11 protein-coding genes and 1 riboswitch are annotated in these 12,617 nt (G+C 55.4%); of the genes, 3 read left to right on the forward strand and 8 right to left on the reverse strand.

The window, feature by feature from the left end; genetic code table 11:
• Positions 1–61: 61 nt before the first annotated feature.
• The gene (gene murI, locus PYR66_22335) at positions 62–913 is read right to left on the reverse strand and encodes a glutamate racemase (protein WEF27963.1); all 852 of its coding nucleotides are present in this window, start codon (positions 911–913) and stop codon (positions 62–64) included.
• Entirely contained in the window at positions 858–2,705 is a 1,848-nt protein-coding gene (gene btuB, locus PYR66_22340) for a TonB-dependent vitamin B12 receptor BtuB (GenBank protein ID WEF27964.1), read from the reverse strand. The genes murI and btuB overlap by 56 nt, the downstream gene beginning before the upstream one ends.
• Positions 2,706–2,769: 64 nt before the next feature.
• Positions 2,770–2,953, reverse strand: a riboswitch (cobalamin riboswitch).
• 115 nt (positions 2,954–3,068) lie between these two features.
• On the opposite strand from btuB, the gene trmA reads away from it, so the two are divergent.
• A complete protein-coding gene (gene trmA, locus PYR66_22345; GenBank protein ID WEF27965.1) occupies positions 3,069–4,169 on the forward strand; it encodes a tRNA (uridine(54)-C5)-methyltransferase TrmA in 1,101 nt (366 codons plus the stop codon).
• A 50-nt stretch (positions 4,170–4,219) separates the two neighbouring features.
• Here trmA and PYR66_22350 read toward each other — a convergent pair whose 3' ends face one another.
• Entirely contained in the window at positions 4,220–4,579 is a 360-nt protein-coding gene (locus PYR66_22350; protein ID WEF27966.1) for a YijD family membrane protein, read from the reverse strand.
• A 15-nt stretch (positions 4,580–4,594) separates the two neighbouring features.
• Complete coding sequence (gene fabR / locus PYR66_22355) at positions 4,595–5,230, reverse strand: HTH-type transcriptional repressor FabR (GenBank protein ID WEF27967.1); 636 nt, start codon at positions 5,228–5,230, stop codon at positions 4,595–4,597.
• A gap of 196 nt (positions 5,231–5,426) precedes the next feature.
• Here fabR and sthA point away from each other — a divergent pair, with 196 nt between their 5' ends.
• Complete coding sequence (gene sthA / locus PYR66_22360; protein ID WEF27968.1) at positions 5,427–6,827, forward strand: Si-specific NAD(P)(+) transhydrogenase; 1,401 nt, start codon at positions 5,427–5,429, stop codon at positions 6,825–6,827.
• On the opposite strand, the gene oxyR is transcribed toward sthA, so the two are convergent.
• The 4 genes from oxyR to argC form a co-directional block, all read right to left on the reverse strand.
• On the reverse strand, positions 6,810–7,727 hold the full coding sequence (gene oxyR, locus PYR66_22365; protein ID WEF27969.1) for a DNA-binding transcriptional regulator OxyR: 918 nt from the start codon (positions 7,725–7,727) through the stop codon (positions 6,810–6,812). The genes sthA and oxyR overlap by 18 nt on opposite strands.
• A gap of 252 nt (positions 7,728–7,979) precedes the next feature.
• Positions 7,980–9,353 carry an argininosuccinate lyase gene (gene argH / locus PYR66_22370; GenBank protein ID WEF27970.1) on the reverse strand — a complete coding sequence of 458 codons (1,374 nt, stop codon included), beginning with the start codon at positions 9,351–9,353 and terminating at the stop codon, positions 7,980–7,982.
• Positions 9,354–9,454: 101 nt separating this feature from the next.
• Entirely contained in the window at positions 9,455–10,231 is a 777-nt protein-coding gene (gene argB / locus PYR66_22375; GenBank protein WEF30527.1) for an acetylglutamate kinase, read from the reverse strand.
• 9 nt (positions 10,232–10,240) lie between these two features.
• Positions 10,241–11,245, reverse strand: coding sequence for an N-acetyl-gamma-glutamyl-phosphate reductase (argC, locus tag PYR66_22380; GenBank protein WEF27971.1), 1,005 nt, complete (start codon positions 11,243–11,245; stop codon positions 10,241–10,243).
• 113 nt (positions 11,246–11,358) lie between these two features.
• On the opposite strand from argC, the gene argE reads away from it, so the two are divergent.
• Positions 11,359–12,510 (forward strand): acetylornithine deacetylase, encoded by a 1,152-nt coding sequence (argE, locus tag PYR66_22385; GenBank protein WEF27972.1) that lies wholly within the window; start codon positions 11,359–11,361, stop codon positions 12,508–12,510.
• The last annotated feature ends 107 nt before the right edge of the window (positions 12,511–12,617 follow it).

Here is a 12,617-nt window from a genome sequence, read left to right on the forward strand (position 1 = left end):
ACGTTGACAAGCCCTGTTTTCAAAAAACTTTTTAACCGTCTTTTTTTTGCGCAAAACACCGTTAAAGCGGTAGTTTTTCCAGCGTTTCAAAGCCGTAACGCTGTAAAACGGGTAAAAGTTGTTCAGCGTCGGGCGTGATCGCCATGCAGTAAGCGATATTAGCGTCGTTCGATTTCGCATCCGGCGCTTCATGTTCCAGCAGCCAGGCAGTGCGACGAGCAATCGCCGCACCGGAATCGATAAGCCGCGTCCCTTCCGGCATCACCTGCTGTAGCTCTTCCGCAAGCAACGGGAAGTGTGTACACCCTAGTACCACCGTATCCGGCGGTTCCTGCATTCGTAGCCACGGGCGCAGAATTCGACGCAACTCATCCAGCGGTACCACTTCACCGTGCAGTTTCGCTTCCGCCAGCTCCACCAGCTCAGCGGAACCGAGCATTTCGATGCGGCATTCATTCGCGAAACGATCAATGAGTTCACGAGTATAAGGTCGCTTGACGGTTCCGCGTGTCGCCAACAAGCCGACAATACCGTTCGCCGTTAAGCGCGCGGCAGGTTTAATCGCTGGTACCACGCCGACAACCGGGAAGGCGAATTTTTCACGCAGCGCAGGAAGAGAAACGGTACTGGCGGTATTGCAGGCAATGACCGCCAGCGCCAGAGGGTAGCGCTGCTGAACGGCAGTGACGATGTCCAGAACACGCTCGACGATAAACTCTTCGCTCTTCTCACCATAAGGGAAGGCGACATTATCGAAAGCATAAATGTAATGCAGATTCGGCAGCAACTGCCGAATCTCATTATATACCGACAACCCACCGACGCCGGAATCAAACACCAGCACGGTGGAACGTGGATCAGAAGGTGTAGCTGCCAGACAAGGTATATTCCCGTCCTGCAGTTTGGTAGCCATAAACTGTCTCGTAATCTTTATCGAACAGGTTGGCTATTTTACCACGAACTGTGAGATGTGAGGTGACTGGATACGAAACGGCGAGATCCCACAGACTCACACCACCCAACTTAACGTTCTGCGGCGCATAGGTTACCGGATCGTAGGTGTTGTCATAACGGGTGCCCAGGTAATGATAGGTTACGCTCCAGTCGAAGTCGTAAACCTGCCAGTCCAACTGGTACTTCACCTGCTGTTTTGCCCGGCGCACCAGCAGTTCGTTAGTTTTCGCATCACGGGCATCGACATAGTCATAGCTGATGTTGTGCGCCAGCGGCCCGGTATCAAACGACGCTGTCGCCTCAATACCTTTAATACGCGCTTTACCGACGTTGTAATATTTCATCAACTGCGAGTCGTAGTCGATCAGGTTATCGATATCATTACGATATCCCGACAGACGCCAGGTTACGCCTGAAGTTAAGCCTTCGAACGCGCCTTCCCACTGCTTGCTCTCTTCCGGGTCGAGATTCTGATTACCATAGAAACCATACAGCTGACCGAGATTCGGCGCTTTATAGGCGGTGCCATAAGAGGCAATAAAGCGGTAGCCGTCGATAAACTCCCACGCGGCACTGCTCTGCCAGGTACCGTGTTGGCCAAACTGCGAGTTATCGTCGCTGCGTGCCGCCCCTTCCAGGGTGAAATCACCCAACTTTTGCAACCCGGTGATAAACAGGCCGGTATTACGAATCTCATAACCATCGGTGACGTAGCTGGTGCCAGGCTCGGTGGTTTGCTTCTGCCAGTCAACACCGGCGCCGACGTTACCCTGGCCGACATCCACGGCATTCGCCCACTGCACATTATACTGCTTCACTTCGTCCAGGGTCGCCGAGGAGTCATAGCGCCCCAGTCGCGGATCGTAGTTGTAGTCTTTACTGTGGCTATAGCTGGAGGTCAACTGTGAATGGAAGATATCGTGATTAAAGCGCAGGCCGGCATCCCAGGTCTGGCTATACAGCTGGCGGGTGTCGACTAATACGCCGCCATATGGCGATCCGTCATAGGCCGTCCGGTTGTCGTAGCCGTAGCCGCGCACGAAACCGCTCCACTCATTGGAGAAGCTGTGCTCCAGCGCGCCGTAAATCGTTTTGCTCATGAAGCCATCGCGATCCGGCTGGCGGACGCCGCCGGTATTGCCTTCAGCCACGACATCAAAACCTTTGGTATAGGTGTAGTCTCCCGCCAGGGTAACGCGGGTATTACCACCAAAGGTCTGCTGAGTGCTACCGCCGTAATTTTGATAGCCATTTGAACCAACCCCGGCATTCAGCGTCGTTCCGTCCTGGTCGCGGGTGGTAATAATGTTCACCACCCCGCCAATCGCATCCGAACCATACACCGCCGAGCGCGGGCCGCGAACGTATTCAATACGCTGCACCAGTGCAATGGGGAACTGGCTTAAGTCGGAAGAGCCGCTGACGCCCGCCTGATTCAGGCGCACACCGTCCACCAGGATTAAAACATGGCTGGAGTTGGTGCCGCGCACGAAGAGGGAACTTTGCTGCCCCATGCCGCCATTTTGCGCGATGTCCACGCCCGGTAGGCGGCGCATCACATCGGTAAGGGACGTTGACTGCCAGCGATCGATATCCTGGCGGGTGACCACACTGACCGGAGCCAGAACGGTTTCGATGGGTTGCTCTACGCGGTTTGCTGTCACCACTAACGTGTCTGAATTGCTGTCCTGCGCCCAGCCGGAAAATGCCGTGACGGAGAGTGCCGTCATCAGCGAAGCTTTTTTAATCATTGTAAAAGCATCCGTAATATAGAGAGGATGCCGCCGGCTCTATCAATAGCTCGCGATGATAGAAACCAAATGCGACGTATCCGGCAGGTCTTCGGGCTCGGGGTGTGTTATGGACAAGGACTTCCCGCTCACTATCAGCAGTGTCTTGCATAATGCGCTTATCCCACCTTTCCTTACCGCTGCGCGTCAGCTCCAGATTTGCACTGGATTCCCTATTAACTCAGAGGACCGGTTGCAAGATGCTACAATTAGAAACATATAGATGTCCAGACTGCTATAGCGATATTTCATCCGCAACCAGGGCTGGACATCCCCAATGCTTTCCCTACAATCCCCGCGTACTTATTTTATTCAGGATGCATCATGACCCCCGAACACCTTCCTACCGAGCAATACGAAGCGCAACTGGCAGAAAAAGTCGTCCGTTTGCAAAAAATGATGGCCCCTTTCGCCGCGCCGGTTCCGGAGGTGTTTCGTTCGCCGGTCAGCCACTACCGGATGCGCGCTGAGTTTCGCCTGTGGCACGACGGCGACGATCTGTATCACATCATTTTCGACCAGCAGACTAAATCGCGCATTCGCGTCGATACCTTCCCGGCGGCCAGCGAACTGATCAACCAGCTGATGCCGGCGATACTCGACGGCGTGCGCAATAACCCGGTTCTGCGTCACAAGCTGTTCCAGATTGATTATCTGACGACCATGAGCAACCAGGCGATCGTCTCACTGCTGTATCACAAGAAGCTCGATGACGAGTGGCGCCAGCAGGCGGAAGCCCTGCGCGACGCTCTGCGCGCGCAGAACCTTAACGTGCAGCTAATTGGCCGCGCCACTAAGACCAAAATCGAGCTTGATAGGGATTACGTCGATGAACGCCTGCCGGTTGGCGGGCGCGAAATGATCTATCGTCAGGTAGAAAACAGTTTTACCCAGCCGAACGCGGCGATGAATATTCAGATGCTGGAGTGGGCACTGGACGTCACCAAAGAATCCACCGGCGATCTGCTGGAGCTGTACTGCGGCAACGGCAACTTCTCGTTGGCGCTGGCGCGCAACTTCGATCGCGTACTGGCGACGGAAATCGCCAAACCATCGGTCGCCTCCGCGCAATACAATATTGCCGCCAACCATATCGATAACGTGCAAATCATTCGTATGGCGGCAGAAGAATTTACCCAGGCGATGAATGGCGTGCGGGAATTTAACCGTCTGCAGGGCATCGACCTGAAGAGCTATCAGTGCGAGACCATTTTTGTCGACCCACCGCGCAGCGGGCTGGATAGCGAAACGGAGAAAATGGTGCAGGCGTACCCGCACATTCTGTACATCTCCTGCAACCCGGACACGCTGTGCCAGAACCTGGAAACTCTCACTCAGACTCACAACGTCGCCCGTCTGGCGCTCTTCGATCAGTTCCCGTATACCCACCATATGGAATGCGGCGTGCTGTTGACGCGGAAATAAGCGTAAAAAAACCCGGCGAACGCAGCGTTGCCGGGTTATTGTCTGGCGGATTATTCCGCCGCGGTATCTTTACGGTTACGCACCTTGTAGCCGATCCAGAACACCATGGCGACGGACAGCACGGCCGGGAAGAAGTTAGAGCCGATATCCGGATACTCCGCGCGCACCACGGTGCTATACAGCAAGACGCCGAGAATAAAGCAAGCGGCAGAGAGCCCCGGCAGGCCAACCGGCATACTGCGATTCTGGTAGCGCTGGTGCAGGCAGTAAACCGTCAACAGCAGCGACAGAACCGGGAAGATGGAAAAGGGAACGATTGAACTGAACAGCGCGGCGAAGGTTCCATTAATGGACAGACCCGCGATCAGCGCCAGCAGCAGCGTACCTTTATCTTGAACTGAGTGTTTCATTGCTCGTCCTTCACGTTATTCGGAATGATGTGACATTTTTTCTTGTTCACGGCGATACCAGTAATACGCGCCTTTTGAAATCATTCTTAGCTGCAGCACCAGCCGCTCTTCCAGCTGTCGGCGTTGCTCCGGACTGACGTCCAGCGCTTCCGCACCGGCATTGAATACGATGGTGACCATAGCTTCAGCCTGCGCTTCAGTAAAGGCGCGCGGCATATGGTTTTCGAGCTCTAAATAGTCGGCAAGTTCCGCGATAAAATGCTGAATCTCCCGCGCTACAGCGGCTCGAAACGCCGCGGATGTTCCAGAACGTTCGCGCAACAACAAGCGGAAGGCGTTCGGGTTGTTACCAATAAACTCCATAAAGGTGGAGACGGAAGTACGGATCACGCTGCCGCCTTTGGCAATGCGCTGACGCGCCTGGCGCATCAGTTGGCGCAGCATCAGTCCGCTCTCATCTACCATCGTCAGGCCTAACTCATCGACATCGCGAAAATGACGATAAAAAGACGTCGGCGCGATCCCTGCTTCCCGCGCAACTTCGCGCAAGCTCAGGCTGGCGAAGCTTCGCTCAGCGCTAAGTTGGCTAAATGCCGCTTCCACCAGCGAACGGCGGGTTTTTTCTTTTTGTTGTGCTCTTACGCCCATCACGATGTATGAATCCTTCCAATAGCCCTGTTGGCACTATACCAGAGATTAAAACTAATCGGTTTGTACTGGATTGTGAATGATTGTTTATGAGCCGTTTCTGCTTTTATGCCGCAAAAAAGCACAACGATAATTGGGTTAAAGCGCGCCAAATGTTATCATCGTGTTTATTTAGTGTATAAAACAGGTGAGTAATGCCATGTCACATTCTTGGGATTATGATGCAATAGTGATTGGTTCCGGTCCTGGCGGCGAAGGCGCCGCTATGGGACTGGTGAAACAGGGAGCTCGCGTTGCCGTTATCGAGCGCTACCATAACGTCGGCGGTGGTTGTACCCACTGGGGAACCATCCCGTCAAAAGCGCTTCGCCATGCCGTCAGCCGTATTATCGAGTTTAACCAAAACCCCCTTTACAGCGACCATTCCCGTCTTCTCCGTTCTTCCTTCGCCGACATCCTCAACCATGCCGACAGCGTCATCAACCAGCAAACCCATATGCGTCAGGGTTTCTATGAGCGCAACCACTGCGAAATTCTGCAGGGCAACGCGCACTTTATTGATGAGCATACTCTCGCGCTGGAATGTCACGATGGCACCGTAGAAACGGTCACCGCTGAGAAATTCGTTATCGCTTGCGGTTCGCGCCCGTACCACCCGACCGACGTCGATTTCCACCACCCGCGCATTTACGACAGCGATTCCATTCTTAGCCTGCACCATGAACCGCGCCACGTGATCATTTACGGCGCTGGGGTGATCGGCTGCGAGTACGCGTCGATCTTCCGCGGTATGGAGGTCAAGGTGGATCTGATCAACACCCGCGATCGTCTGTTGGCGTTCCTCGATCAGGAGATGTCCGACTCGCTCTCCTATCACTTCTGGAACAGCGGCGTGGTTATCCGCCACAACGAAGAGTACGAGAAGATCGAAGGTGTGGATGACGGCGTGATCATGCACCTGAAGTCCGGCAAGAAGCTGAAAGCAGACTGTCTGCTGTACGCTAATGGCCGTACCGGTAACACCGATACGCTGGCGCTGGAGAACATCGGCCTGCAAACCGATAGCCGCGGACAGCTGAAGGTGAACAGCATGTACCAGACCGCCCTGCCGCACGTTTATGCCGTCGGCGACGTTATCGGCTATCCGAGCCTGGCGTCAGCGGCTTACGATCAGGGGCGCATCGCCGCGCAGGCGCTGATCAAAGGCGAAGCCTCCGCGCATCTGATTGAGGATATTCCAACCGGCATCTACACCATTCCGGAAATCAGCTCTGTGGGTAAAACCGAGCAGCAACTTACCGCCATGAAGGTGCCTTACGAGGTGGGTCGCGCGCAGTTTAAACATCTGGCGCGGGCGCAAATCGTCGGGATGAGCGTGGGTACGCTGAAAATTCTGTTCCATCGCGAGACGAAAGAGATCCTCGGCATCCACTGCTTTGGCGAGCGCGCAGCCGAAATTATTCATATCGGCCAGGCGATTATGGAGCAGAAAGGTGGCGGTAACACCATTGAGTACTTCGTTAACACCACCTTTAACTACCCGACCATGGCGGAAGCCTATCGGGTAGCCGCGTTAAATGGCCTAAACCGCCTCTTTTAACGCTTTGTCAAAATGGCCATCCATGGTACTGCGGATGGCCTCCGCCAGATGCTCATAGCGGCTACGCAGCGGCGAACCCGGACGGTAAACCAGCCCGATGGTGCGTCGCGGTTCCGGCTTAATGCACGGGATGTAGACCACGCCATCGCGTTTTCTCTCCTGCGGCACAGCGAGCGCTGGCAGCAGCGTAATACCACTTCCGGCGGCAACCATGTTGCGCAGCGTTTCAAGGCTGGTCGCCCGGAAGTGCGTATCTTCATCCGCACCCGCTTCAAAACAGAAGCCCATCGCCTGATCGCGCAAACAGTGGCCATCTTCCAGCATCAGCAGTTTTTCACCGGCTAAATCCGACATTGGTACGCGATCGCGTTCCGCCCACGGATGGTCTTCGTAGATAGCCAGCATCATCGGCTCATCGAACAGCGGCACTTCGATAAAGGCTTCGCTCTCTTTGACCAGCGCGAGGATCGCGCAGTCGAGCTTACCGCTATCGAGCTGCGCCAGCAGCTGATGGGTTTGCGCTTCATGCAGATACATTTCCAGTTTCGGGAAGGTCTGATGCAGCATCGGGATTATGTGCGGCAGCAGGTAAGGCCCCACCGTCGGGATCAGGCCGATATGCAGCGGCCCGGACATGGTTTCCCCTTGCTGGCTTGCCATCTCCTTGAGCACTTTTACTTCGCGTAGCACAGTACGCGCCTGATCCACCAGCAGCAAACCCGCCTGGGTGAACAGAACTTTACGGCTGGTGCGTTCCAGCAACATCACCCCAAGTTCATCTTCCAGCTTGCGAATTTGTCCGCTGAGCGTGGGCTGACTGACGTGGCAGGAATCTGCCGCACGTCGAAAATGGCGATGTTCAGCCAGCGCTACCAGGTATTCAAGATCGCGAATATTCATTATTCATCCTCCATCGCCACGATAGTCCATGGCGATAGATAGCATAGCAACGAACGATTATCCCTATCAAGTTTTCTGTTCAATAATAAGTCCAGAAACGAGGTGAACATCTGAAAATGGTTGAGTCGCCTCACCGTTTCCCTACCCGAACAACTAAAGCCAACGTGAACTTTTGCGGACCTCGTGTCCGCTTTTTTTTTGCGTAAAAAAGCCCGGGCGAAGCCCAGGCTGGTTCACCGTCAGTGAAATGTCTTACACCAGACGCTGTTTGGCGTCGGCAATCGCCTGCGCAACCTGCTGCGGGGATACGCCGCCTTTGGCGGCACGCTTATCCAGGCAAGACTGCAGCGACAGGATGGGGTAGACATCATCACCGATAACGTCGCTGAATTTTTGTAGATCGCTGAGCGGCAGATCTTCCAGCGCTTTCCCTTGAGCAATCGCTTCAACCACCGCTTCACCGACAATATGATGCGCTTCACGGAACGGAACCCCTTTCGCCACCAGGTAATCCGCCAGTTCGGTTGCATTCGCATAGCCTTGCTGCGCCGCTTCCGCACAACGCGGACGTTTCACCTGAATACCGTCCAGTACCAGCGCCGCCATGTGCAGGCAGTCGAGCCAGGTATCCAGCGAGTCGAACAGCCCTTCTTTGTCTTCCTGCATATCTTTATTGTACGCCAGCGGCAGGCCTTTCAGCGTCATCATCATGCCGGTCAGCGCGCCCTGCACACGGCCGCATTTACCGCGGATCAGTTCAAGTGCATCCGGGTTTTTCTTCTGCGGCATCAGCGACGAGCCGGAGGTGACGCGGTCAGACAACTCAACAAACCCCGCCTCGCCGGTATTGAAGAAAATCAGATCTTCAGCAAAACGTGACAGGTGAACCATACCGATAGACGCATCGGAGAGCAGTTCCAGCACATGGTCGCGATCGGACACGCTGTCGAGACTGTTGCGGGTTGCCGATGCGAAGCCTAACCAACCCGCCAGCTGTTCACGGTCGATTTCATATGCGGTTCCCGCCAGCGCGCCGCAGCCCAGCGGGCTGACATCGAGGCGCTTGAGCGCATCCTGCAGACGACTTTCATCACGTGCCAGCATTTCGACATAGGCCAGGCACCAGTGCGCAAATGTCACTGGCTGCGCACGCTGCAGATGGGTATAACCCGGCATCACCGCATCCTGATTATGGCTCGCGGTTTCCACCAGCGCGCTCTGCAACTGACGCGTGGCCGACAGCAGCTCGGCGATGGTCTCTTTACACCACAGCTTAAGATCGGTCGCCACCTGGTCGTTACGGCTCCGTCCGGTATGCAGTTTCTTGCCCAACTGACCGACTTTATCAATGAGTTTGCCTTCCACCCAGCTATGGATATCTTCAGCATCGCTTTCGAGGATTTGCTGCGGATTCGCCCGCACCTCTTCCAGCAGCGCATTGAGTGCCTCTTCCAGCTTCAGCTGTTCATCGGCGGTCAACACGCCCACGGTGACCAGCGCTTTGGACCAGGCGACGGAGCCCACGATATCCTGCTCCGCCAGGCGGTAGTCGAAGCGCAAAGAGTCGTTGAATTGTTTGAACCGCTGATCCGCTGCCTGTGTAAAACGCCCGCCCCAAAGTGCCATAACATGCTTCCTTTATTCGTTAGTTCCGCCGGGTTGCGCTGCGCTTACCCGGCCTACAGTCTCGTCAGCCCGGCAAGCAAGACGCCGCCGGGCAATAAATCTTAAGCCAAAATACGCGTACCGATCGGCGTACCGTTAAATAATGCCGGCAGCTGCTCGGCATGACGCCAGGAGGCGATATCCACCGGGCGGCCCAGCTCGCGCGCCGCGTCCAGCGCCGCATTCACTTTGACGATCATACCGTCGGTGATAATACCCTGTTCGATCAGCTGCTCAGCCTTAGCGGCGGTCATTTCCGCAATCCGCTGGCCTTTGCCATCCAGAATACCGCTGACGTCGGACAGTAAAATCAGGTCCGCGCCCAGCGTTGCCGCCAGCGCCGTCGCCGCCTGGTCGGCATTGACGTTCATCAGTTGACCGTCGTCAGTGACGCCGATAGAACTGACGACCGGCAGATAACCGCCCGCCAGCAGCGTATTCATCAGCGTCGGCGAACCGGCCTGGGCTTTCCCGACGTGACCCAGTGCTTCATCTAACTGAGTCACCTTCACGCTATCCCCGTCGCCGAGGAACAGGCCTACCGAGGAAATCCCGTGCTTTTTCGCCCATGCCAGCAGCGTTTTGTTGGCGGTTCCCGCCAGCGCGCCGGTAATAATGTCAATCTGATCGGCAGGCGTCACACGCAGGCCGTTTTTCTTGTTCACCGGCAGATTAAGCTGCTTCATCAGCTCATCCACGACGCAGCCGCCCCCGTGAACGATAACCAGCGGACGTTGGTGTGTTTCACGATAATTAACCAGCGCGGTAAACAGACGCTCCAGCGCTTCTTCACTATCCAGCAACACGCCGCCCAGTTTGATAATCAATGGATTGTTCATCATCACACCTTAAATAAGAGATTGCGTCTCAGCGAAGCCGAAACGAATGTTCGCGCACTGTACTGCCTGTGCCGCTGCACCTTTCAGCAGGTTATCTTCCGCGGCCACCACGATGATATGCGCATCCTGGACGGCAAAACCGATATCGCAGAATGGCAGCCCAACCACGCTTTTCAGCGCCGGCATGCCTTTATCGTATAAACGGACGAGAGGTTTATCGGCATACGCCTGTTGGAAAACCTCCGCGACCTGTTCTTGACTGACGCCCGGTTGCAGACGGCAGGTAATGGTTTCCAGAATACCGCGCTTAAAATTACCCAGATGCGGGGTGAAGATCACCTCAGCGCCCAGATGGACGGAAATTTCCGGATGGTGACGATGATTAAAAACGCCGTACGGCTGCAGGCTGACTTCACAGAAGCTGTTGCTTATCGCCGCCTTACGCCCGGCGCCGCTAACGCCGCTAGTCGCATTGATCACCGGCCACTGATTAAGATCCAGCAGGCCGGCATCGATCAGCGGTTTGAGCGACAGCTGCGCCGCCGTCGGATAGCAGCCCGGCACCGCAATCAAATTCGCCTCTTTCAGCGCTCCGGCGCTCCACTCCGCCAGACCATACACCGCCTGTTCGAGTAGTTCAGGATGTTGATGAGTAAAGCCGTAGTACTGTTCGTAGAACGCGCCATCGTTGACGCGAAACGCACCGGATAGATCGAACACCACGCAGCCCGCGGCCAAAAACTGCGGCGCCAGATCGTGGCTGACTTCATGCGCGGTCGCGAGGAAAACCACATCCACGCCAGCGCTAAATTCACTGATATCGGACATCGGTTGCAGCGGCAGGTCGACAATGCCTTTCAACTGCGGATGTAAATCGGAAATTAACTTTCCTGCATCATTGCTTTGCGCGGAGACGGTCAAAGCGGTTATGTTCATATGAGGATGGCGATTTACATAGGCCACCAGCTCTGCGCCGGCATAGCCGCTGGCCCCCACGATCAGCGTATTTAGCATTGGAAGAGCATCTCCTTACATTCGATGGGTTTTCTTGCGCTCAACGATAATGTATTTTTATTCACAAATACTGCATGAATATTGATACTATCATGACCAGAGGTGTGTCAACAATGAAAAACAATTTACCGCCCTTTATCGAGATTTACCGCGCATTGATCGCCACACCTTCCATCAGCGCGACCGAAGAAGCGCTGGATCAAAGCAATGAGTCTTTAATCAATTTGCTTGCCGGCTGGTTCCGCGATCTGGGCTTTAATGTCGAGATCCAACCAGTACCGGAGACGCGTAACAAATTCAATATGTTGGCCAGTACCGGCCATGGCGCTGGCGGCCTGTTGCTCGCCGGGCATACCGATACCGTGCCGTTCGACGATGGTCGCTGGACCCGCGACCCATTCACCCTCACCGAGCACGACAACAAACTTTACGGGCTTGGCACCGCCGACATGAAAGGCTTCTTCGCCTTTATCCTCGACGCCCTGCGTGACGTTGACGTCAGCACATTGAAAAAGCCGCTGTATATTCTGGCCACCGCCGACGAAGAAACCAGCATGGCCGGGGCGCGCTACTTTGCCGAAACCACTCAGCTGCGTCCGGATTGTGCCATCATCGGCGAACCGACCTCACTGCAGCCGGTACGGGCGCATAAAGGCCACATTTCGACGGCGGTGCGCGTACTGGGTCAGTCCGGCCACTCCAGCGACCCGGCGCGCGGCGTTAACGCCATCGAACTGATGCACGACGCCATCGGCCGCATCATGCAGCTGCGCGATACTTTAAAAGAGCGCTATCACTACGAGGCCTTTACCGTGCCTTATCCAACGCTCAACCTTGGCGCGATCCACGGCGGCGACGCGTCCAACCGCATCTGCGCCTGCTGTGAGCTGCATATGGATATTCGCCCGCTGCCGGGCATGACGCTTAATGACCTGAACGGTCTGCTGGATGAAGCGCTGGCGCCAGTCAGCGAACGCTGGCCAGGTCGCCTGACCGTCTCCGAGCTGCATCCGCCAATCCCCGGCTATGAATGCCCGCCGGATCACAAACTGGTCGCCGTCGTTGAAAAACTGCTCGGCGCGCAGACCGAGGTCGTCAACTATTGCACCGAAGCGCCGTTTATCCAGACGCTGTGCCCAACACTGGTATTAGGCCCGGGCTCTATCAATCAGGCCCATCAGCCAGATGAATATCTGGAGACCCGGTTTATTAAGCCGACGCGCGAACTGATAACCCAGGTTGTCCATCACTTCTGCTGGCATTAAACGCCATATTTTTCCCGCCTCCGCATCAGGAGGCGGGAGGGTGACGATCGTCACACTTCCATAAGCAATGCTTATCCGCCGACCGCTGAGTTAAATTTCGCAAATTA

It is taken from the genome of Klebsiella aerogenes, from assembly GCA_029027985.1.
Taxonomy (GTDB): Bacteria; Pseudomonadota; Gammaproteobacteria; order Enterobacterales; family Enterobacteriaceae; genus Klebsiella; species Klebsiella aerogenes_A.